The sequence below is a fragment of the Actinosynnema sp. CS-041913 genome (assembly GCF_050942485.1).
GTDB lineage: Bacteria > Actinomycetota > Actinomycetes > Mycobacteriales > Pseudonocardiaceae > Actinosynnema.
This window is the reverse complement of record NZ_CP192037.1, coordinates 3,675,126-3,696,736: the sequence shown is the minus strand read 5'-3', so window position 1 is coordinate 3,696,736 and position 21,611 is coordinate 3,675,126. Positions and strand designations below refer to the sequence as shown.

Sequence of the window (21,611 nt, the reverse complement as noted above, 5' to 3'; positions counted from 1 at the left end):
CCATGCGCGTGAACGTGACGGTCAACGGGGAGCAGCGCCGGGCGGACGACGTCTGGGAGGGCGAGAGCCTGTTGTTCCTGCTGCGCGAGCGGCTGGGGCTGCCCGGGTCCAAGAATGCCTGCGAGCAGGGCGAGTGCGGCTCCTGCACGGTCTACCTGGACGACGTGCCGGTGTGCGCGTGCCTGGTCGCGGCGGGCCAGGCGCAGGACCGCGTGGTGCGCACCGTCGAAGGCCTGGCGCAGGGCGACGAACTCGACCGGGTGCAGGCGGCGTTCGTCTCGGCGGGCGCGGTGCAGTGCGGGTTCTGCACGCCCGGCCTGGTGGTCGCGGCGCACGACCTGATCAGCCGGGTGCCCGAGCCGAGCGACCCGGAGATCCGGGAGGCGCTGGCCGGCAACCTGTGCCGCTGCACCGGTTACGAGAAGATCCTGGACGCCGTGCGGCTCGCGGCCCGGGAGCAGGCCCGGCCATGACGCCCACCATCCTGGACGGTGTCGCGGTGTCCACAATGGATGCCGCGGGCACCGAACTCCCCTTCGGCCACGTGGTGTTCGAGGGCGGCCGGATCACCGCCGTCGGCCCCGGCCAGGCCCCGAAACCGACCGGGCCGCACACCTGGGTCGACGGCAGCGGCTGCCTGGTCACGCCCGGCCTGGTCAACACGCACCACCACCTGTACCAGTGGGCCACCCGCGGCATCGCGCAGGACGCGACCCTGTTCGAGTGGCTGACCGCGCTGTACCCGGTGTGGCAGGGCCTGGACGCGGAGATCACGCACGCGGCGGGCTCGGCGGGCCTGGCCCGGCTCGCCACCACGGGCTGCACGACCGCCGCCGACCACCACTACGTGTTCCCCCGAGCCGGCGGCGACCAGTTCGACGCGCTGGTCGACGCGGGCCGCCGGATCGGCATCCGCCTGCACGCGGTCCGCGGCTCGATGGACCGGGGCCGGTCGGACGGCGGGCTGCCACCGGACGACCTGGTGGAGGACATCGACACCGCGTTGACCGCGACGGAAAAGGCGATCGACGACCACCACGACCCGTCGCCCGAAGCGTTGGTCCGGGTCGCCGTCGGCCCGTGCTCGCCGTTCACTGTGAGCACCGGGTTGATGACCGGAGCGGCGGAACTGGCCCGCGCCAAGGGCGTCCGGCTGCACACCCACCTCGCCGAGACGGCGGACGAGGAAGACCAGTGCCAGGCCGAGTTCGGCTGCACACCGGCGGAGTACGCCGAGCGCACCGGCTGGTTGGGCGAGGACGTGTGGCTCGCGCACACCGTGCACCTGTCGCCGGCGGCGGTGCGGAAGCTGGGCGCGACCGGCACCGGCTCGGCGCACTGCCCCACCTCCAACGGCCGCCTGGGCACCGGCATCGCACCGGTCCGCGACCTGCTGGACGCGGGCGCGCCGGTCGGTCTGGGCGTGGACGGCGCGGCGTCCAACGAGTCGTGCGGGCTGGTCGAGGAGCTGCACCAGGCGTTGCTCCAGGCGCGGCAACGCGGCGGGCCGAAGGCGCTCGACGCCCGGCAGGCGTTGTGGCTGGGCACCATGGGCGGGGCGCGCTGCCTCGGGCGGGACGGCGACATCGGCTCCATCGAGCCCGGCAAGCTGGCCGACCTGGCGGTGTGGCGGCTGGACGGCCTGGACCACGCGGGCATCGACGACCCGGTGGCCGCGCTGGTGCTGGGTCCGCAGCCCAGGCTGAAGCTGCTGCTCGTCGGCGGCCGGACCGTGGTGGAGGACGGCGAGCTGCGCACCGCCTCGGAACAAGAACTCGCCCGTGATCTGCGTGCCGCGAGCACCCGGCTGAAGGAGGCAGGATGAGCCTGACACCCGCGGAACTGACCTCCGCGGTCTCCGGTGGCATCGGCACGAGCCCGCAACGGCCGGACGGCAACCTCAAGGTGCGCGGCGAGTTCGCCTACGCCTCGGACCTGTGGCACGAGGACATGATCTGGGGCGCGACCCTGCGCAGCCCGCACCCGTACGCGCGGATCGTGTCCGTCGACCTGGCCGAGGCGCTGAAGGTGCCCGGCGTGCACGCGGTGCTGACGCACCAGGACGTGCCGGGGACCAACCTGTACGGCCTGGAGCACCGGGATCAGCCGGTGCTGGCGGTGGATGTCGTGCGCTACCAAGGAGAACCGGTCGCGCTGGTCGGCGCGGACCACCCGGAGACCGCGTTGCGCGCGATGAAGCGGATCAAGGTCGAGTACGAGGTCCTGACGCCGGTCGTGGACATGGAGACCGCCGAGCGGGACACCCCGCTGCACCCCGGCGGCAACCTCGTGCGGCACGTGCCGGTGCGGCGCGGCGACCAGCACGCGTCCGCCGAGGTCGTGGTCACCGGCCGGTACGAGGTCGGGATGCAGGACCAGGCGTTCCTCGGACCGGAGTCGGGTCTGGCGGTGCCCGCCGAGGACGGTGGCGTCGACCTGTACATCGCGACCCAGTGGCTGCACGTGGACCAGGCGCAGGTCGCGTCGGCGCTGGGTATGCCGCTGGACAAGGTGCGGCTCACGCTGTCCGGCGTCGGCGGCGCGTTCGGCGGGCGCGAGGACCTGTCGATGCAGGTGCACGCGTGCCTGCTGGCGCTGCACACCGGCAAGCCCACCAAGATGGTCTACAACCGCGAGGAGTCGTTCTACGGGCACGTGCACCGGCACCCGGCGGTGCTGTACTACGAGCACGGCGCGGACCGCACCGGGAAACTGGTGTACGTCAAGGCGAGGATCTTCCTGGACGGCGGCGCGTACGCGTCCAGCACCGGGGCGGTGGTGGCGAACGCGGCCACGCTCGGCGTCGGCCCGTACGAGGTGGACAACGTGACGGTGGACTGCTGGGGCGTGTACACCAACAACCCGCCGTGCGGCGCGATGCGAGGGTTCGGTGCGGTGCAAGCGGCCTTCGCCTATGAGTCCCAAATGGACAGACTGGCCGAGGCGCTGGGCATGGACCCGGTGGACGTGCGGATCCGGAACGCGATGTCCGAGGGTTCGGTGATGCCGACCGGTCAGGTGGTCGACTCGGCCGCGCCCGTCGCGCAACTGCTGAAACTGGTGCAGGACAAGCCTCTGCCGCCGACGACGGCGAGCGCGGACCTCCGCGACCTGCCCGGCGGCGTCTCCAACACGACGCACGGCGAAGGCGTGGTGCGCGGTGTCGGCTACGCGGTGGGGATCAAGAACGTCTGCTTCTCCGAGGGCTATGACGACTACTCCACCGCGCGGGTCCGGCTCCAGGTCATCAACGGCGAGCCGGCCGCGCTGGCGCACACCGCCGCGTGCGAGGTGGGCCAGGGGCTCGTCACGATCATGCAGCAGATCGTGCGCACCGAGCTGAACGTCGAGCGGGTCACGGTCCTGCCCATGGACACCGGCATCGGCAACGGCGGCTCGACCTCGGCCTCCCGGCAGACCTACGTGACCGGCGGCGCGGTCAAGGCCGCCTGTGCCGCGGTCAGGGAGAAGCTGGCCAAGCTCGCGGCCGGGCGGAGCACCGCGGACCTCGCCGAGCTGCTGGGCGACGAGGTGATCGACGAGACCGTGGAGTGGCGGCACCGGACCACCGAGCCGCTGGACCCGGTGACCGGGCAGGGCAACGCGCACGTCCAGTACGGCTTCGCGGCGCACCGGGCGGTGGTCGACGTGGACGTCGAACTGGGCCTGGTGAAGGTGGTGGAGCTGAACTGCGCGCAGGACGTGGGCAAGGCGCTCAACCCGCAGGCCGTGCTGGGGCAGATCCAGGGCGGTTCGGCGCAGGGCCTGGGGCTCGCGGTGATGGAGGAGATCCAGACCGCCGGCGGCAAGGTGCGCAACCCCTCGTTCACCGACTACCTGATCCCGACCGTGCTGGACATGCCGCCGATGAACATCGACGTGCTGGAACTGGCCGACCCCAACGCGCCCTACGGCGTCCGCGGCGTCGGCGAACCACCTACCATCTCGTCCACCCCGGCTATCGTCGCGGCCATCCGCGCCGCCACCGGGTCGGCGTTGACCCGCGTGCCGGTACGCCCCGAGCACATCACCGGAACGTAGACCCGCACCTCCCGCCGGACGCCATCCCGCCGGTGGCGCGCCCGAGCACGCCTAGGAGCCCCTCCATGACCATCTCCGTGTCCGCCGACCACGAGTGGCTGCGCGAGTCGATCGACCTGGCGACCCGCAACGTCGCGGCCGGCGGCGGCCCGTTCGGCGCGGTGATCATCAAGGACGGCCGGGTGATCGCCACCGGCACGAACCAGGTCACGCCCACGCTCGACCCGACCGCGCACGCCGAGGTGGTGGCGATCCGCGCCGCGTGCCGGGTCCTCGGCGACTTCCGGCTGACCGGCTGCGTGCTGGTCTCGTCCTGCGAACCGTGCCCGCTGTGCCTGTCCGCCGCGCTGTGGGCCCGCGTGGACCGGGTCGTCTACGCCGCCGACCGGCACGACGCCGCGCGAGCCGGCTTCGACGACCGCGAGTTCTACGAGCTGTTCGGCAAGCCCCGCGAGGAGTGGAGCCTGCCGGTGCGCCAGATCTCCACCGGCGAGGACGACGCGCCGTTCGCCGCCTGGCTGTCCCGCCCCGACCGCGTCGACTACTGACGTCACGCTGCGCAGTCCTACTAGGACAGTCCGAAGTCGACCGACACACAAGTGACTACCGTTCACGTTTGGTGCGGATCACTTGATACGGTCCCGCCCATGAGAACTGGGGGGATCATCCTCGCCCTGCTGATGCTGGCAAGCTGCACGTCGACATCGACCGCGACGCCACCACCGTCCAGCGCCACGCCGACCACGACCACCACCAGCACCAGCAGCACCCCGGCCGCCCCGGACCCGGCGCTGATCGAAGGGCGGCTGAAGAAGGCGCAACTCACCGTCGACATGGTGGCCCCGCTCGGCTACCGCGTGTCGGGCGAGGAACAGCAGCAGAAGAACTACCCGGTCGTGGCGTGCCCGGAGGACCTGTCGACCGACGGCGCGATGTCGGCGACCAGGATGGCCACCCACTGGGTGGACAAGCCCGCGTTCTCGACGCTGATCCAGTTCACGGTGTCCTACCGCAGGGTGGCCGCCGCGGCGGAGACGGTCCAACTCGCCCGCAAGGCGCTGGAGTGCGGAACGTTCACGTCCGGCGACAGCACGTACACGTTCGAAAAGGAACTGGCCATCCCGCCGCTGGGCGCGGACGCGCAGTTCGCCGTCTGCTTCCGCGACCGCGGCTACGTGCAGTGCAGCCTGCTGCTCACCAAGGCCGACCTGCTGACGAGCCTGACCTACATCGGCCCCGACGACGCCAGGGCGGCCACCGACCTGGAAGCCGCCGGCCGCGCCGTCCTGCCGCTGCTGAGTTCCTAGCGCGCGCCCGGGTGTTGACCGACGTCACAGCCACAGGTGACGGATCCTCGAATTCCACATCCGTCCACTTGATACCGTCCTGACCATGAGATTCGGGGGGATTTTCCTCGCACTGCTGATGCTGGCCGGCTGCGCCGGTACCCCGTCGACCACGTCGGCCGGCACAGCGCCAACCACGACCACCCAGACGACGCCCGACCCGGCGCTCATCGAGAGCCGGATCCTGCGGGCACAGCTCACCGATGACACCGTGACGCCGCTCGGCTACACCCTCACCAGCGGACCGGAGCAGAAGAACTACCGGATCGTGCTCTGCAAGACGCAGTTGCCGACCGATGGCGCGCAGTCGGCGACCAAGACGGCCACCCGGTGGGCGAACCAGGCCGCGTCCTCGACGCTGATCCAGTACACGATCTCCTACCGACGGGTGGCCGCCGCCGCCGAGACCGTCGAGCTGGGGCGCACGGGACTGGACTGCGGAACGTTCGAGATCGAGGACAGCGCGTACACGGCCGCCCAGGAGCTGGCCATCCCGGCGTTGGGCGCGGACGCCCAGTTCGCCCTCTGCTACGGCCGTGACGCCCTCGTGGAGTGCACGCTCCTGCTCAGCAAGGGCGACCTGTTCACCATGATCACCTACATCGGCGCGGACCGGCAGCGCGCGGCAACGGACCTGGAGGCCGCGGGCCGCGCCGTCCTGCCGCTGCTACGCCCCTAGCAATCCCTGTTCGTAGGCCACCGCCACGGCGGCGGCCCGGTCCTTCACGCCGAGCTTCGCGTAGACGTGCACGAGGTGCGTCTTGACCGTCGCCTCGCTGATGAACAGCCGGGCCGCCGCCTCGCGGTTCGTGCAGCCGCGGGCGATCAGGCCGAGCACCTCGATCTCCCGTTCGCTCAACGGTTCCGCCGCCGGCGCCCGCACCTGGCCGACCAGCCTGGTGGCCACGGACGGCGACAGCACCGCCTCTCCCCTGGCCGCCGAACGCACCGCCCGGAACAGCTCGTCGCGCGGCGTGTCCTTGAGCAGGTAGCCGGTCGCGCCGGCCTTGATGGCGGGCAGCACGTCGCTGTCCGTGTCGTACGTGGTGAGCACCAGCACCCGGGCCGGGCAGTCGCGCAGCCGCTCGATCGCGGTCACCCCGTCCACGCCCGGCATCCGCAGGTCCATCAGCACGACGTCCGGGTTCTTGGCCCGCACCACGGCCTCGGCCTCCGCGCCGTCCGCCGCCTCGCCCACCACGTCCACGTCACCGGCCGCCGCGAGCATGCCGCGCAACCCGTCCCGCACCACGGGGTGGTCGTCCACGATCACCACGCGGATCACCGGGCCACCCCCGCCGGGATGGCGGGCACCGACGCCGACACGGCCGTGCCGCCGCCGGGCTCCGACTCGACCGCCAGCGACCCGGCCAGCCGCGACACCCGCTGCCGCATCCCGACCAGGCCGTAGCCGTTCGTCTCCCGGCACGTGTCGAAGCCCGTGCCGTCGTCGCGCACGTCCAGTGTCACCACGTCCTCCATGTACGACAGGGTGAGCCCGACCCGCGAGGCCGAGGCGTGTTTGGCCACGTTGGACAACGCCTCCTGGGCCATCCGCAGCAGGGCCACCTCCACCTCGGGGTGCAGCGCCCGCGCCGCGCCGGTGGTGGAGACGGTGACCGGCACGCCGGTCTGGTCGGTCCAGCCCGCCACGACTTCGGACAGGGCGTCCGGCAGGTTGGCGTCCTCCAGCGCGGGCGGGCGCAGGGCGTGCACGGACCGCCGGGCCTCCGCCAGGTTCTCCCGCGCCAGCCGGAGCGCGGTGTCGACCCGCCGGGACGGCTCGTCCACGGCCTGGAGCTGGGTGATGATGCCGGTGAACCCCTGGGCGAGGGTGTCGTGGATCTCCCCCGCCAGCCGCTGCCGCTCGTCCAGCACACCCGCCTCGCGGGCCTGGATCAGCAGTTGCGCGTGCAGACCGGCGTTCTCCTCCATCATGGACGCAAGCTGCGCGACCATCTCCTTGCGCCGCCGCGACTGCTCCGCGGTGATGTGCCCGAGGAACGTGAAGGTGAGCGCGATCGTCACGATGAACACGACGATCACCACGAAGATCATGATCTTCACGGGCTCGGCCGGCGGCAGTCCGCCGTGGAGCGAGGTGGCGGCGAGCACGCCGTTGACGACGACCCCGGCCACCCTGCGCCACCCCGGCAGCACCTCGATCGCGTACACGTACCCGGCGAAGGAGAAGAACCCGAACATCGGGTCGCGCAGCCCCAGCACCGCGTAGCAGACCAGGATGCCCACCACGAACACGGTCATCAGCCCGCTGCGGGTACGCCATCGCGGGTGCAGCGTGTACCACCACAGCATCCACAGCGCGGTCGCGGCGGCGACGCCGAGGTTGACCGCGCGCTCCCGCAGGCCGTCCGGACTGATCAGCACGTACATCAGCGTCGGCAGCACGAGGGCGAAATAGGGGACGATGTGCCCCGCGACGCCGAGCCGCCGCTCCCACACGTCGAGACTGTCCGACACCAGCGCACCTACTCCCAGCGGAACGACTTCGCCGCGACGGTACCCGCCACGAGCGTGGTCAAGGCGAGAATCCCCAGGTGCAGCAGGCTCGGCGCGGTGCCCAGCCACGCGTCCTGCAACGCGCCCACGCCCGGCGGCAGGTGATCGCCGATGCGGTTGAGGAAGTCCGGCATCAGGAAGCGCGGCAGGTAGGCGCCGCCGAAGAACATGACGAGCATGAACACCACCGTCGCCCAGCCGCCGGCGGACCGGGCCGTCGGCGCCCACGCCGCGACGAGCAGGCCGAGCGCGGACAGCGACAGCATCCCGAGCAGGCACGCGGCGAAGAAGCCGAGCGGGTGGTGCGGCAGGTCGACGTCGAACACCGCCTTGCACACCACCATCAGCAGCGCGATCGACAGCGCACCCGCGATGAGGTTGACGGCGACCTGGGCGACCAGCAGCAGTCCGGGGTGGACCGGCGTGGTGGAGAACCGCCGCAGCACGCCCTTCTCGCGGTAGGTCGCGACGGTCGTGGGGAGCTTGTTCAGCCCCAGGAACGCGAGCGCGATCACGACCAGCGTGGACACGTACGCGTCGACGAAGCGGAGGTTGCCGAACTCCGGGTCGGGTGTGCGCAGCGCCGGGATCGCGCCGAGCACCAGCAGCAGGACGGTCGGGAAGAAGATCGCGAACACGACCATGCTCGGCTCGCGCAGGAACAGCTTCCACTCGATTGCGATGATCTTGGTCACGGTGCTCACTCCGAAAGGGCTCTGCCGGTGAGGCGGATGAAGGCGTCGTCCAGCCCGGCCTGCTCGATCCGCAGGTCGGCGGCGACGATGTGGTTGCGGGCCAGCACGGACGTGACGGCGTGGAGGAGGTTCCCCTTGCCCGACACGACGAACTGCGGCCCGTGCCGCTCGACGCGGTCCACTTCGGGCAGCACTTCGAGCAGCCGCGGTTCCAACGGCGCGGTGGGCCGGAACCGCACGGTCTGCTCACCGTCCACCCGGGCCACCAGCCCGGCCGGGCTGTCCACGGCCACCAGCTTGCCCGCGTCGATCAGGGCGAGCCGGTCGCACAGCCGCTCGGCCTCCTCCATGAAGTGGGTGACCAGGACGACCGTCACCCCGGAGTCCCGGACCTGCTCGACCAGGCTCCAGGTGTCCCGCCGGGCCTGCGGGTCGAGCCCGGTGGTCAACTCGTCGAGCACGGCCACCTTCGGCTTGCCCACCAACGCCAACGCGATGGACACCCGCTGCTGCTGCCCGCCGGACAGCTTCCGGTACTCGGTCTTCACCTTGTCCGACAACCCGAGCCGCGCCAGCAGCTCCCGCCAGTCGGCGGGCTCCCGGTAGAACGAGGCGTAGAGGTCCAGCGCCTCCCCCACCCGGATGCGCTCGGGCAGCTCGCTCTGCTGCAACTGCACGCCCAGCCGCGCGCGCAACTCGTCCCGGTCCCGCCGGGGGTCCAGCCCGTCCACCCGGATCGACCCGGAATCCGGCGAGCGCAGCCCCTCGACACACTCGACGGTCGTGGTCTTCCCGGCCCCGTTCGGCCCGAGGATCCCGAAGATCTCCCCCTCGTCCACGGCGAACGAGACGCCGTCCACCGCGACCTTCCGGTCGTACCTCTTGACGAGGTCGACCACCTCGATGATTGCCATGCCCCCAGCCTCGCCGCCGCACCGCCGGGGCGAATCGCTCAGCGGGCCAGCACCGGGATCAACCGATCGGTTGACCGCCCGGAACCGATCGGCGACCGGAACGGCCGGCGACCGCGCCAGGCACAGCGGTCCCACCCGTTCAGCCCCTCGCCGGTCCCGCCCGCCAGGACGACCATCGGAACAGGGCTCCCGGTTGTCGGCGGCCTGCCAACCCCGCCCGCCACCTGCGCCGTGCCCTCAGCCGCGGATCAAGCCGGAGCAGCGTCGACTCCCCCGTTCCGCCTGACCGGAGGTCCGACATGATCCGTCCAGTCGACAACGACGCGCAGGCGCGCTCGATCGGCGCGGTCGTCCAAGCGGGGACCGTCACCGGCGGCGTCCACATCCACCAGCACCGGCCACGGCCGGCGGTGCCGCCACGCGCCCTGCCGGCCCCGCCGCGCTGGCTCGTGGCGCGCGAACGTGAAATCGCGCACCTGGACAGAGCGCTGCGGGACGACACGGCGCAGCTACCGATCATGGCGATCGAGGGCGCGGGCGGCGTCGGCAAGACCACACTCGCGCTGCACTGGCTGCACCGGAACACGCGGCGGTTCCGCGATGGCCAGCTCTACGCCGATCTCCGCGGGTTCGACCCGAACAGCGCGCCCACGTCCCCGATGGCCGTGGCGCACGGCTTCCTGCTCGCGCTGGGCGTGGAGCCGAACGTCATCCCGGCCGACCAGGACGCCCGACTCGCCCTGTACCGCAGCCTGCTGGCGGACCGGCGTTCGGCGATCCTGCTGGACAACGCGGCGGACACCGCCCAGGTGGAGCCGTTGTTGCCGGGCTCGCCGTCGTGCGCGGTGATCGTGACGAGTCGGAGCCACCTCGGCGGGCTGCGCGTCCGCGGCGCGGCGTCGCTGCGGCTGGACGTCCTGCCTCGGGCGGGTTCGCACGACCTGTTGTCGCGCTACCTGGGCGAGGACGTGGTCGACCGGGAGCCGGCCGCCGTGGCGGCCGTGGTGGAGTCGTGCGCGGGTCTGCCGCTGGCCTTGACGATCGCGGCGGCCCGGTCCTCCGCGCACCCGCACTTTCCCCTCAGCGCGTTGGCCGACGAGTTGCGGCACACCTCCACCAGGTTGGACGCGTTCGACGCGGGCGATCCGTCGGCCAACCTGCGGGCGGTGATCTCGCTGTCGTACAAGGCTCTGGATGCGCCCACCGCACGCCTGTTCCGGCTCATGGGCCTCCTCCCGACGCCCGAGGCCGACCTTCCCGCGCTGGCGGGCCTCGCCGGGCTGCCGTCACGGACGACCGCGGACCTGCTCAGGGAGTTGGAGCGCAAGAACCTCGTGCAGGAGATCCGACCGCGGCGATTCGGCATGCACAGTCTCGTCAGGCTGTTCGCCGGTGACATGTCCGAACAACGCGACGTGCCCGCCAAACGCCATGAGGCCATGCAGCGGCTGGTGGACCACTTCGCCCACAGTGCGTCGGTGGGCGACACCCTCCTCTACCCGCACCGCACGGCGACGGAGTGGCCCGCACCGGCGCCCGGCAGCACCGTGCGGGACTTCACCGACGGCGCGGCTGCGCTCGCCTGGTTCTCGACCGAGCACGAGACCCTGCTCGCGGTGCAACGGGTCGCCGTGGAATCCGGTCGGCACGACCGGGTCTGGCAGGTGGCACGGGCACTGGACACGTTCCTCCACCGCCGGGGACACCTGTCGGACAACGTGTCGTCGTCACGACTCGGCGTCACCGCCGCCGAACACCTGGGAGACGGTGCACGACTCCTGGCCTACCGCCAACTCGGGCGGGCGCTGACCAGAACCACCGACGTCCGCGAAGGCCGTCGATGGCTGGAACGTTCGCTGGAGTTGGGCGAGGCGATCGGCGATGTCCACGGCCAAGCTCACACTCACCACGACTTGGCACGCACCTGGGCGCTCATCGGGGACCACGACAACGCGTTGGCGCACTCGACCGAAGCACTCGCCCGTTACCGGGCGGTGGGCAATGCGGTGGGGGAAGCACACGCGCTCAACGCGATGGGTTGGCACTACGCGGAACTCGGTGACGTCCGATCGGCGAGATCCCACTGTGCCGCTGCCCTGACAGCCCACGACCGCCTCGGCAACCGCAGCGGCGCGCTGGTGTCGTTGGACAGTCTCGGGTCGGTCGAACTGCGCTGTGGCAGGCACGCCGAGGCCGTCGAACTCCTGCGGCGTGCGCGCGGCTTGTGCCGGGATCTCGACAACACGTACTTCGAGGCGATCGTGACCGAGCACCTGGCCCGGGCGTATCTCGCCGGTGGCGACCACGCGAACGCACTCGATGCCACGCAGGCCTGCCTGGACCTGTACACGGCGCAACACCGGACGGCTGACGCCGATCGGATCCGCCAGGCCGCGCGCGAACGGCCCTAGTTCTCGTGCGCGGCCCGCTCGACCAGGTAGACCCAGTCGGGCCGGCGCCTCGCCGGTCCGGAGAACCGCTGTCCGTTGAGGCGTTCGGCTTCCTCCACCGCGCGGATGCGCGTCCGGTGGTCGAGGGTCAGTTCCTCGATGTCGGACAGGTCCGCGTTGGTGATCTTCAGCGTGGTGACCGTGGCGGGATCCAGCTTGATCATCGCCCACCGGCACTTGGCGATGCCGTGCTCCTGCCCGAGCGCGGTGAAGATCTCCAACGCGCGCTTGAGGTCCCGCGCGGCGTCGGCGCGAATGCCGCGGGAGGCGAGCACCAGGCGGGAGCGGACCTGGTAGGCGCAGGCGAGCACTTCGCACACCTGAGCGGCCAGTGGCGAGGCGATCTGCTCGATCGCCCGGTTGATGCGGTCCTTGCCCGCCTGGTACCGGTTGTTCGCCAGTTCGATCTCGGCGAACAGGATCAGCAGGGTGTAGTAGTCCAGTCCGTTCTCGGGCGCCAGCAGGTCCTCCGCCCGGACGGCCAGTTGCCTCGCCCGAGCACGCGCCTCCCGGTCGTCGAACGCCTCGAAGCGGGCGAGTTGGGCGTGCGCCCGGGTGCTCAGGCACGAGCCGACTTCCCGGCTCCGCGGTCCGTGGATCGCGGTGAGCAGCCGCTCGGCCTTCAGCAGCGACTCCTCACCGGTCAGCAGGTGGTGCTGCCGTTCAAGGCCCAGGGTGTCCTGAGCCGACACCAGCCTGATCCGGCCGAGGTCCATCAGCCCGGACGCGGCCGTCCGGTGGTCCCCGTACTTCTCCGCGAGCTTGACCCCCTCCTCGGTCACCCGCAGCGCTTCCCCCAGCCGGTACTCGCGTTGCAGGTACCAGCCCTCGGCACAGATCATCACCCGCGCCTCCATCTCCCGGTCCGCCCGCACCCGCGGCTCGGTCCGCAGCGACCGCAGGCACTGGGTGGCGAACGCCCGCATCAGCGGGATGTCCCCGACCGCCTTGATCACCCGCTCCGCGGCCGGGAACGCCTTGGGGAGGTCGCAAGCGCACCGCGGGTCGTCGGCCAGCAGCAGACACTCCCGGACCAGGTCCGTCGCCGTGTCCGACTGCGGGTCGACCGCCTCCAACTCGTGGATCACCTGCCGGAGCGTCCGCGACCGGGTTCCCGGCTCCGGCTCGCCGTTCGACATCGACCCGCCGCCCGCGGCCGTGCCGCCCCGGCTCCCGCTGCCCACCAGTGCCGCGATCCGGCCGACCAGTTCGTCGGCCCCCTCACCGGTCGCGGGATCGAAACGCTGGATCTCCAGCGCCCGCAACGCACCGGGCGCCTGGTCGGCGGGAAAGCCCGGCCGGGCGACCGGGATGACCGGGCAGCCGACCCGCCTCGGGTGGTAGTAGATCTTCTGGAGGATCCCCCTGATCTCGTAACGCAGGCCAAGGCGGGGAGGGAACCCGCCCTCCTCGTCGTCCCCGGCGAACGCGCGCAGGAGACCTGGCGACAGCCAGCACAGCACGATCCGGTTCCGGACCTCTTCGTCCATCCACACCTGCATCGACGTGGGGCTCAGCCGTGGCAGGTCGTGGTCGGAGACGACATCGACGGCGCGGCGCGTCAAGGCGGCGCGCAACGCGGGAACCGCCTGCTTGCCTTCTTCGTCGTGGGCGTAGCAGATGATCACCCGAGGCGGCCCAGGCGGCGGTGGCTTTTCCACGAGGTGCTCCTAGCGTTGCTCAGGAGGACACGACCGCGGATGCCTCACCCGAAGGAATGGGGCGCGAAGGCAGCGGAGACGCGGGGAACGTCGTAGGCTTGGCGCTCGGCAGCGGGTCCTCGAACTCTTGGCCGGGTGGTGGGATTTGGTTGCCTTCGGGCGGGCTTCGTTGGCGCGGAGGCCGCCCGAGCCATGTCAAGGGCTACTGCTCGTTCTCCTCTGCCAACTCGCGCAGTCGCTGGTCGATGACGCGTAGGGTGTCCTCCGGCGGGAGAGCGACCTCTCCCAGCTCGGAGAAGATGTTGACGAACTCCGCCGTCTCCTCCGAAGCGTCTTCGAACAGGGTGTCCCTGTGCGCCTGCTCCAGCAGCACCGCGTAGTCGTCGGGCTCGTCGGACAACTCGAAGATCTCGAACGAGGCCGCCATGCCCTTGTGCACGCCGGCCGAGAAGGGCATTACCCGGAAGGTGACGTTGGGGTGGGCGGCGACCTCTTTGACGTGCCGCAACTGCGCCCGCATCACCGCGGCCCCGCCGATCTGCCGGTGGAGCACCGACTCGTCGACGATGAAGATCATCTCCGGCCCGTCCTCGCCGATGAGTTCCTGGCGCTTGAGGCGCGCCTCCATCAGCCGCCGGCCGGTCTCGGTGTGCGAGTTGGTCATCAACGCCTCGACGTACCTCCTGGACTGAAGCAACCCGGGGAACACCAGGCTCTGGAACTGCCGGATCCGGATGGAGGAGGATTCCAGGCCGACGAACTTCTGGAACCGGAGACTCGCGATGTCGCGGTACTCGTTCCACCACGCGGCCTGCTTGCCGATCCGAGCCATCCGGACCAGTCGATCCACCGCATCCGGGTCCGTGACCTGGTAGTGGAGCAGCAGTGCCTTGAGGTCGGTCACGGAGATCCCGACCGTGCCCTTCTCGATGCGGATGAGCTTGGACGGGGACCACTCAAGGGCGTCGGCCACCTCCTTCTGCGTCAACTTCAACGCATCGCGAGTCTGCCGCAGCTCGATGCGGAGCCTGCGTCGCTCGGTGAGCGGGTTCGTACCAGGGGACATGTGCCTCCCTCAGTCGGCCGCTACCACCGTGCACGTGGCGATCTGCCACGTGCACGGTGGTAGCAAGCGTCGAGACGGCAGGCAGTCGCCTGCTGTCGGAACGACTGAGAGATGATTGCACTGCGTAACCAGTTCGGCCGACGGGGGCTGCTGCTCACGGTATGCGCCGAGGTCACCGGCCCGGAAAAAACAACGCCGAACGCCGATGCCCTACCCGCTACGTCGCGCAGCGGACTGACCGGCGGCAGGGTTCAGCCATTCGACCTAAGCCAGGCGAGGAGCGCGCGCCACGCCGAACACGTCAGCATCAGACGCTCACCCTGCCGATTCCTGGACGAGCGCACCATGATCCAGTCCGGAGACCGCGCGATCTCCAGGCAGTCGCCCTGATTGCTGCCGCTGGCGGAGCTCTTCACCCACACCAGTCCACAGACTTCCACCTCCACGAGGTGCGCCTTTCCCCGCTCTGCCACGTCAGTCCCCGATCGCCGTGTCGTGACAACCGAGAGTAACGCCGGGACCTCGATCAGCCGTACCGCCGACAGAGCGAGCCGGCGACTCGCATAAAGGCGGAATGACCTCGGATCGCGATTTCGCCGATGGTCGCAGAAACGGCGTCCCGACCATTGCGGCAACCGGCCGCCGCCTTGTTACCCCACTCGACAGCCACGTGCAATCGCACCGTCCCGATCCCGCCGCCCGAGCTTTGCGGGACGCGGAACGCCTAGTCACGGGTCCGCGACGGGTCGGGCGACGCCGCCGCCCGCACGGTGCCGAAAGACCCGCCGCTACGGACGATCTCCACCACCGCGCCCGGCAGTAATGTGCTTCGACGCTGATCGATCACTTGACCGGGCCAGCCCGCGAGAGTTGTCCGGGTACCGGCCGAGTCGCTCACGACTACCGACTCAATTCGTTATGGGACATCCGATCGAAAGCCGTCGAAGGAATATTCGGCGGTCACCCGGAACACATCGGATTCCGGACGATCCCGGCCCGTCCGCCACGTGAGCGGCTGCCGTGTCCCCGTGCCGCGGACACGACGAAGGGGCCTGCCCGGTCGCCCGGACAGGCCCCCCCCGGTCCGACTCGGGGACTACCTCGGGAACAGCTCCCGGTAGTGGCCCTGGGTCTGCACGTTCAGCTCATCCACGCGGATGAACTTGGCGGTCACCGTCCGCGGATCCCGGATGTCCAGGACGTCCAGGCCCTTCGCCATGTCCGACGAGTAGATGTAGCCGTTGTAGTAGTACGTCGACCACGCGCCGCCGCGCTTGCCGTCCGGCAGCGGGCCGCGCTCGAACCAGCCGATCTCCTTCGGGTTGCGGGAGTCGGTGAAGTCCCAGATCGAGATGCCGCCCTGGTACCACGCCTGCACCATGATGTCGCGCCCCTGGACGGGGAGCAGCGAGCCGTTGTGCGCGACGCAGTTCTCGGTGTCGCCCTGGGTCCGGGAGATCTTGTAGTACGAGCGGAACTCCAGTTCGCGGTCGTCGCCGCGGCCGGTGATGTCGTAGATGCCGTCCGCGCCGCGGGTCTTCCCGATGGTCTCGTTGCAGGTGGCCGCACTGCCGCCGCCGAGTTCGTCGGTGAAGACGACCTTGGTGCCGGCGTTGTTGAACGTGGCGGAGTGCCAGAACGCGAAGTTCACGTTGTCCTGCACCCGGCTGATCTCGCGGGGCTTCTCCCGGTCGGAGATGTCCCACAGCACGCCGTCACCCATGCACGCGCCCGCCGCGAGGTCCTTGGACGGGTACACGGTGATGTCGTGGCAGCCCGAGGTCGCCGACACGTACCCGGTCGGGATCGAGCCGGGCTGTCCGGGGTTGCCGCCGTCCGGGAACAGCACGCTCTCGGACAGCACCGCGGCGGACGCCGGGTCCTTCAGCGGCACCTTGATGATGGAGATCAGGTCGTGCGGCGGCTGGCAGTCCGGGAACGTCGCGTTCGGGCTGTACGACGAGACGTACACGTAGACGTTCCTGCCCCGCTTGTCCGGCACCAGCGTGTGGGTGTGGGAACCGCACTTGGTCTCGACCGCGGCGATGTAGCGCGGGTTGCGCTTGTCGCTGATGTCGAAGATCTTGACGCCTTCCCAGGCGTTCTTGTTCGTGGCCGGCAGCGGAGTGCTGGCGCACGAGTTGTCGCTGCGCGACGAGTCGGTGGAGAGGAAGAGCAGGTTCCCCTTGACCGAGATGTCGTTCTGCGACCCCGGGCAGAGCACCGTGCTCACGATCTTCGGCTTGTGCGGGTTGCGGATGTCGTAGATGACGAACCCGTCGTAGTTCCCGTCGAACGCGTAGCCGTCCTGGAACGCCAGGTCGGTCCACGTGGAGGTCTCGGTGAACGGAGCCGGCTTCGGCAGGTTCGCGACGTGCTTCACGTTGCGGCTGTTGCGGATCTCGTCGACCGCGGGAAGGCCCGTGGCCGGTTGTTCCTGCGCCACTAGCTGGGCCTCCGACAGCCCGGCCAGATCAGCGTCCACGCCGGGATCCGCCACCGCCTGCGGACCCCAGCCCAGCGTCGTCGAGAGCGCGAGTGCGAACGCACCCAAGGCCGCGGCGGATCTGCGCCGGCGGGCCGAATCGCGTGCTTTCACTTCAGGTCTCCCCTTCCAACCTGTAGCAGGGACCGCAGTATCACCCCTTCGCAACGCTAACCACCAGATCCATTCGTCGGTGATGTGAACCCTTTCCGGCTGGTGGGACGGCCGGGTAGGTTGTCGCGGAACCTAGGGGGTCGGTCGGATGCGGATCTTGTTCATCGCTGCGGTGATCGCTTTCCTGGCCGCCTGCACGGCCCGGACGGAGGACGCACCGCCCGTCATCGTGCCTAATGGGCCTGGTGAGCCGGCGGCGACCATGGCGCCCGGCGACGTCGGCACGGACCGGTGGGTCGCGCCGAGCGAAGCCGACCTGGAGTACGTGGCGAGCATGATCGCGCACCACGCCCAGGCGTTGGACATGTCAAAACTCGCACCCGAACGGGCGGCACACGAAACGGTGAAGGGCCTCGCGTCCCGGATCCACGACACGCAGGGTCCGGAGATCGCCGCCATGGAGCAGTGGCAGCGCCAGTTCGCCGAGAAGGCCCCGGCGCACGGCCACAGCGGCACGCTGCCGCAAGTCGACCACAAGTCCATGCCCGGCATGGCGACCGACGAGCAACTGGCGGCGTTGAAAGCCGCGCGGGGGGCCGATTTCGACCGGTTGTTCCTCCGGCTGATGATCGCGCACCACGAGGGCGCGCTGAAGATGGCCGTCGACCTGCTGTCCACCGGGACGGACGTGCGGGTCGAGGAGATGGCGAACGACGTGGTGGCGTCGCAGTCGGACGAGATCGCACGGATGAAGGCGATCACGATCCCGTAGGCGCGGTGAGGACCAAGTCCTCGGAGGGCTGGAAGGTCTCGACGGCGTTGCCCGTGACGTGCCGGGCGATGCCCGCGTTGCGCCGGTGCGCCGCCCGGAACGAGTCGGAGGCGATCCAGGCCTTGAAGTCGTCCTCGGTGTCGAACTCGTTGACCGCGACGTAGGGCTGGTCGGGGCGGGTGGGACGGAGCAGCGTGCTGCGCCGCAGTCCGGGCACGCCCGGCAGGCAGGTGCGCATCTGGTCCCTGAAGTGGGCCTCGAACTCCTCGGCGCGGTCGGCGGGCACGAACAAGCGGTTGGTCGCGACGAACATGCGGCACCTCCGAGTTCCCGACGCTACGTCGGCAACTATCCCAACGGCGCGTCGGGAAGACAAGGGCTAGGATCAGGCGGGTGCCGAAGATCAGCGCCGACACCGTCGCGCAGCACCGCGCGAACCGCCTGCGCGACCTGCTCGACACCGGCCGGGCGATCGTGGCGACGGAGGGCGCGGAAGCGCTGACGCTCGCCGCGCTGGCCCGCCGGGTGGGGCTGTCGCGGCCGACGCTGTACGAGTACTTCCGGTCGCGCGAGGAACTCGTCACCGCCATCGTGACCGATGAGCTGCCTGATCAGGCGCGTCGGCTGGCGGAGGCGGTGCACGCGGTGTCCGGGGTTCCGGCGAAGGTCGAGGCCTACCTGCGGACCGTGCTGGAGATCATCGTCGACGGCAGCCACGGCGCGGTGGTCGCGCTGTCCGCGCACGCGCTGCCCGAGGCGAGCCGGCGGCAGATCCGGAACGAGCACGAGAAGCTGCTCGCGCCGTTGGCCGAGGTGCTGGTGGAGGCGCGGGTGCCGGAGCCGGGGCTGCGGGCGCTGCTGATCCACGGTTCGGTGGAGGCGGCGGCGCGGACCGTGCGGCCGGGCGACGCCGAGCAGAGCGAGGCGGTGCTGCGGGCGCTGCTGGCGCAGACGCTGCACGGGGTGGGCGGTCAGCCGGCCTGATCGATGGCCACTCGGACCGCGTGCAGCAGCCCGTCCAGTCCCGGCAGGCTGCCCCACTCGGCGGCGGAATACCGCCAGACGTAGCCGTCGCCCGGCGCGTCCGGCCGGCCGTGGCGGATCTCGACGGTCCGGTTCCCCTTGCGGTCCGGGCCTTTGACCGAGAGGTGCATGTGGCGCACGTGGAAGCGGACGGAGCTGTTGCCGAAGACCTCCAACACGCGGCCGTCGAAGGTGTAGAGGTGGTTGCCGGCCCTGGCCATGATCTCGCCGTCCACGCGACGAGACTAACCCGTGTTCAGCGAGTTCCACGGCGCCCGGTGAAGACCACCACCGCCACCAGCGCCGCCAGCACCAACGCGACCACGTGGATCGGCGCGGGTGCGAACGACGACAGCAGCGCCAGCAGCGCCGCCGCCGGGAACGCCCAGGTGATCGGCCCCTGCTGACGAGGGCGCACCTGGAGGTACCACACCACGGCGAGGAACACCGCGACCGGAACGGTGGTCGTCATGCCCGCCGCGAGCGACGACAGGTGCGCCTCGTGCAGGTCGTGGTCGACCGCCACCTCCAGTCCCGCGCCCACCGCCGCGACCGACGCGAAGACCAGGAAGTGCCCGTAGCCCCACGTCAGCGAGAACCGCAGCGAGATCAGCAGCTCCTGCGCCGGGTGGTCGAAGTACAGCCACCACAGCGAGAACACGATCACCAGCCCGGCGACGGCCAGCGAGATCAGCGCGCCCGCCGAGTGGCCCCCGTCCAGCGCCGAGGACACGGCTCCGGTCGCCGCCAGGATCGACTCGCCGAGCACGATCAGCGTGAACAGCCCGTACCGCTCGGCGATGTGGTGCGGGTGCCACGTGGTGCGCCCGACCCGCTCCGCCCACGCGGGCACCGCCAGCTCGGCCGCCACCAGCACCAGGAAACCGACCCAGAACGCGCTGTCCGGCAGCCACAGCCGCGCCACCCAGCCGATCTGCACGACCGTGATGCCCAGGGCGTACCGGAGGGCGCACGCGCGCCGCTCCGGATCGGTCCGCGACGCCCGCAGCCACTGCCCGACCATGGTCAGCCGCATGATCACGTAACCGACCGTGATGATCGTGAAGTCGGCCCGGTCGAACGCCCTCTGCACGCCGGCCGCGACCACCAGCACGCCCGCGATCTGCACCAGCGTCGTCAGCCGGTACGGCACGTCGTCGGTGTCGTAGGCGGAGGCGAACCAGGTGAAGTTCAGCCACGCCCACCAGATCGCGAAGAACACCGACAGGTAGCCCGCGACGCCGTGACCGAGGTGGCCCTCGGCCAGCGCGTGGTGCAGGCTCGCGGCGGCCGAGGCGACCGCGACCACGAAGCACAGGTCGAACAGCAGCTCCAGCGGGGTGGCGGCCCGGTGCTCCTCGTCGGACCGCCGGGCCGTCATCGGCCGGTACCACGCCCTCGTCATGCGGGGATCATGCCCAGTCGGCGCGACATCCGCACGGTCAGCCCGTCCGCCTACCGGGGACCGGAGCCCTCAGGCCTCGACGACCATCAGCCGCGTGGGAGCCAGGTCCAACGCCACCGTCGTGCCCGGCGGGAAGTCACCCGCCCGGCTGGACGGCTGGTCCACCCGCACGACCTGCTCGCCGCCGTCCAGCCGGACCGAGAGCCGCGTCACCGGACCGAGGAAGCTCTGCGTCAGCACGCTGCCCACCAGCGCGCCGTTGTCCTGGCCGCTGTGCTGCGCGATGCCGATGTCCTCCGGCCGCACGATCACCTTCACCTCGACGCCGGCCGCCAGCCCGACGGCCGCGTCCGTCGCCAGTCGGAAAGCGCCGAGCCGCACGCCACCGACCTCGGCCGTGCCGTACACCGCGTTCGTCACGCCGACGAACTGCGCCACGAACGCCGAAGCGGGCTGCCGGTACACCACGGCGGGGGTGTCGAGCTGTTCGAGCTTCCCGTGGGACATGACGCCGACGCGGTCGGAGACGGCCAACGCCTCCTCCTGGTCGTGCGTCACGAACAGCGTCGTCATGCCCAGCTCGGTCTGGATGCGCCGGATCTCCTCGCGCAGGCCGACCCGCACCTGGGCGTCCAGCGCGGACAGCGGCTCGTCCAGCAGCAGCACCCTCGGCTGGATCGCCAGCGCCCGCGCCAACGCCACCCGCTGCTGCTGCCCGCCGGACAGCTCGTGCGGATAGCGCTTCCCCAGGTGCTCCAGGCCGACCAGCTCCAGCAGCTCCCCCGTCCGCCGCGCGCGGTGCGGGGTCTTGCGCAGCCGCAGGCCGAACGCGATGTTCTGCGCGGCGGTCAGGTTCGGGAAGAGGCTGTAGGCCTGGAACACCATGCCCATGTCGCGGCGGTTCGCCGGGACGCCGGTGACGTCGCGCCCGTCCACCCGGACCGTGCCCTCGTCGGCGGTCTCGAAACCGGCCACGATGCGCAACGCCGTGGTCTTGCCGCAGCCGCTGGGGCCGAGCAGACTGACCAGCTCGCCCCGGGCCAGCTCCAGGTCGAGGCCCGCCAGCGCGGGCTGCCCGCCGAACGACTTGCGCAGCCCGTGCAACTCCAGGTAACCCAT

General features: G+C 70.7%; 21 protein-coding genes. 9 read left to right on the top strand and 12 right to left on the bottom strand.

Going from position 1 to position 21,611, the window contains the following annotated elements:
• Positions 1 to 2 precede the first annotated feature (2 nt).
• From ACQPZF_RS17620 to ACQPZF_RS17595, 6 genes are all read left to right on the top strand, one after another.
• Entirely contained in the window at positions 3 to 473 is a 471-nt protein-coding gene (locus tag ACQPZF_RS17620; protein WP_433272896.1) for a (2Fe-2S)-binding protein, read from the top strand.
• A complete protein-coding gene (locus tag ACQPZF_RS17615; RefSeq protein ID WP_433272894.1) occupies positions 470 to 1,825 on the top strand; it encodes an 8-oxoguanine deaminase in 1,356 nt (451 codons plus the stop codon). The genes ACQPZF_RS17620 and ACQPZF_RS17615 overlap by 4 nt, the downstream gene beginning before the upstream one ends.
• Positions 1,822 to 4,041: a molybdopterin cofactor-binding domain-containing protein gene (locus tag ACQPZF_RS17610; protein WP_433272892.1), complete on the top strand. Its 2,220-nt coding sequence runs from the start codon at positions 1,822 to 1,824 to the stop codon at positions 4,039 to 4,041. Before ACQPZF_RS17615 ends, ACQPZF_RS17610 begins: the two co-directional genes overlap by 4 nt.
• Positions 4,042 to 4,106: 65 nt before the next feature.
• On the top strand, positions 4,107 to 4,589 hold the full coding sequence (locus tag ACQPZF_RS17605) for a nucleoside deaminase (protein ID WP_433272891.1): 483 nt from the start codon (positions 4,107 to 4,109) through the stop codon (positions 4,587 to 4,589).
• Between the two features lie 99 nt (positions 4,590 to 4,688).
• Positions 4,689 to 5,348 carry a hypothetical protein gene (locus ACQPZF_RS17600; RefSeq protein WP_433272889.1) on the top strand — a complete coding sequence of 220 codons (660 nt, stop codon included), beginning with the start codon at positions 4,689 to 4,691 and terminating at the stop codon, positions 5,346 to 5,348.
• 85 nt (positions 5,349 to 5,433) lie between these two features.
• Positions 5,434 to 6,066, top strand: a complete 633-nt coding sequence (locus tag ACQPZF_RS17595; RefSeq protein WP_433272887.1) for a hypothetical protein — start codon at positions 5,434 to 5,436, stop codon at positions 6,064 to 6,066.
• Here ACQPZF_RS17595 and ACQPZF_RS17590 read toward each other — a convergent pair.
• From ACQPZF_RS17590 to ACQPZF_RS17575, 4 genes are read right to left on the bottom strand one after another with little or no spacing between them, the layout of a single operon-like run.
• The gene (locus ACQPZF_RS17590; RefSeq protein WP_433272886.1) at positions 6,055 to 6,672 is read right to left on the bottom strand and encodes a response regulator; all 618 of its coding nucleotides are present in this window, start codon (positions 6,670 to 6,672) and stop codon (positions 6,055 to 6,057) included. The genes ACQPZF_RS17595 and ACQPZF_RS17590 overlap by 12 nt on opposite strands.
• Positions 6,669 to 7,868 (bottom strand): sensor histidine kinase, encoded by a 1,200-nt coding sequence (locus tag ACQPZF_RS17585; RefSeq protein ID WP_433272884.1) that lies wholly within the window; start codon positions 7,866 to 7,868, stop codon positions 6,669 to 6,671. The genes ACQPZF_RS17590 and ACQPZF_RS17585 overlap by 4 nt, the downstream gene beginning before the upstream one ends.
• Positions 7,869 to 7,876: 8 nt before the next feature.
• Positions 7,877 to 8,602, bottom strand: coding sequence for an ABC transporter permease (locus ACQPZF_RS17580; protein WP_433272882.1), 726 nt, complete (start codon positions 8,600 to 8,602; stop codon positions 7,877 to 7,879).
• A gap of 5 nt (positions 8,603 to 8,607) precedes the next feature.
• Positions 8,608 to 9,516 carry an ABC transporter ATP-binding protein gene (locus ACQPZF_RS17575; protein WP_433272880.1) on the bottom strand — a complete coding sequence of 303 codons (909 nt, stop codon included), beginning with the start codon at positions 9,514 to 9,516 and terminating at the stop codon, positions 8,608 to 8,610.
• A 299-nt stretch (positions 9,517 to 9,815) separates the two neighbouring features.
• Between ACQPZF_RS17575 and ACQPZF_RS17570 the strand changes: the two genes are divergently transcribed.
• Positions 9,816 to 11,927, top strand: coding sequence for an ATP-binding protein (locus ACQPZF_RS17570; RefSeq protein WP_433272878.1), 2,112 nt, complete (start codon positions 9,816 to 9,818; stop codon positions 11,925 to 11,927).
• Here the strand turns inward: ACQPZF_RS17570 and ACQPZF_RS17565 are convergent.
• The 4 genes from ACQPZF_RS17565 to ACQPZF_RS17550 all read right to left on the bottom strand — a co-directional run bounded on the left by ACQPZF_RS17565 (position 11,924) and on the right by ACQPZF_RS17550 (position 17,292).
• Positions 11,924 to 13,627, bottom strand: coding sequence for a hypothetical protein (locus tag ACQPZF_RS17565; protein WP_433272876.1), 1,704 nt, complete (start codon positions 13,625 to 13,627; stop codon positions 11,924 to 11,926). The genes ACQPZF_RS17570 and ACQPZF_RS17565 overlap by 4 nt on opposite strands.
• Positions 13,628 to 13,829: 202 nt before the next feature.
• Entirely contained in the window at positions 13,830 to 14,693 is an 864-nt protein-coding gene (locus ACQPZF_RS17560; RefSeq protein ID WP_433272874.1) for a helix-turn-helix domain-containing protein, read from the bottom strand.
• 251 nt (positions 14,694 to 14,944) lie between these two features.
• Positions 14,945 to 15,109: a DUF397 domain-containing protein gene (locus ACQPZF_RS17555; RefSeq protein ID WP_433274591.1), complete on the bottom strand. Its 165-nt coding sequence runs from the start codon at positions 15,107 to 15,109 to the stop codon at positions 14,945 to 14,947.
• A gap of 680 nt (positions 15,110 to 15,789) precedes the next feature.
• Positions 15,790 to 17,292, bottom strand: coding sequence for an LVIVD repeat-containing protein (locus ACQPZF_RS17550; RefSeq protein WP_433272872.1), 1,503 nt, complete (start codon positions 17,290 to 17,292; stop codon positions 15,790 to 15,792).
• A gap of 148 nt (positions 17,293 to 17,440) precedes the next feature.
• Between ACQPZF_RS17550 and ACQPZF_RS17545 the strand changes: the two genes are divergently transcribed.
• Positions 17,441 to 18,064 carry a DUF305 domain-containing protein gene (locus ACQPZF_RS17545; RefSeq protein ID WP_433272870.1) on the top strand — a complete coding sequence of 208 codons (624 nt, stop codon included), beginning with the start codon at positions 17,441 to 17,443 and terminating at the stop codon, positions 18,062 to 18,064.
• Here the strand turns inward: ACQPZF_RS17545 and ACQPZF_RS17540 are convergent.
• The gene (locus tag ACQPZF_RS17540) at positions 18,051 to 18,377 is read right to left on the bottom strand and encodes an antibiotic biosynthesis monooxygenase family protein (protein WP_433272868.1); all 327 of its coding nucleotides are present in this window, start codon (positions 18,375 to 18,377) and stop codon (positions 18,051 to 18,053) included. The two genes, ACQPZF_RS17545 and ACQPZF_RS17540, sit on opposite strands and share 14 nt — an antisense overlap.
• An 80-nt stretch (positions 18,378 to 18,457) precedes the next feature.
• Here ACQPZF_RS17540 and ACQPZF_RS17535 point away from each other — a divergent pair, with 80 nt between their 5' ends.
• Entirely contained in the window at positions 18,458 to 19,048 is a 591-nt protein-coding gene (locus ACQPZF_RS17535) for a TetR/AcrR family transcriptional regulator (protein WP_433272866.1), read from the top strand.
• Here ACQPZF_RS17535 and ACQPZF_RS17530 read toward each other — a convergent pair.
• The 3 genes from ACQPZF_RS17530 to ACQPZF_RS17520 form a co-directional block, all read right to left on the bottom strand.
• Positions 19,036 to 19,323 carry a hypothetical protein gene (locus ACQPZF_RS17530; protein ID WP_433272864.1) on the bottom strand — a complete coding sequence of 96 codons (288 nt, stop codon included), beginning with the start codon at positions 19,321 to 19,323 and terminating at the stop codon, positions 19,036 to 19,038. The two genes, ACQPZF_RS17535 and ACQPZF_RS17530, sit on opposite strands and share 13 nt — an antisense overlap.
• Positions 19,324 to 19,343: 20 nt before the next feature.
• Positions 19,344 to 20,492: a low temperature requirement protein A gene (locus ACQPZF_RS17525; RefSeq protein ID WP_433272862.1), complete on the bottom strand. Its 1,149-nt coding sequence runs from the start codon at positions 20,490 to 20,492 to the stop codon at positions 19,344 to 19,346.
• A 69-nt stretch (positions 20,493 to 20,561) separates the two neighbouring features.
• Complete coding sequence (locus ACQPZF_RS17520) at positions 20,562 to 21,611, bottom strand: ABC transporter ATP-binding protein (protein WP_433272860.1); 1,050 nt, start codon at positions 21,609 to 21,611, stop codon at positions 20,562 to 20,564.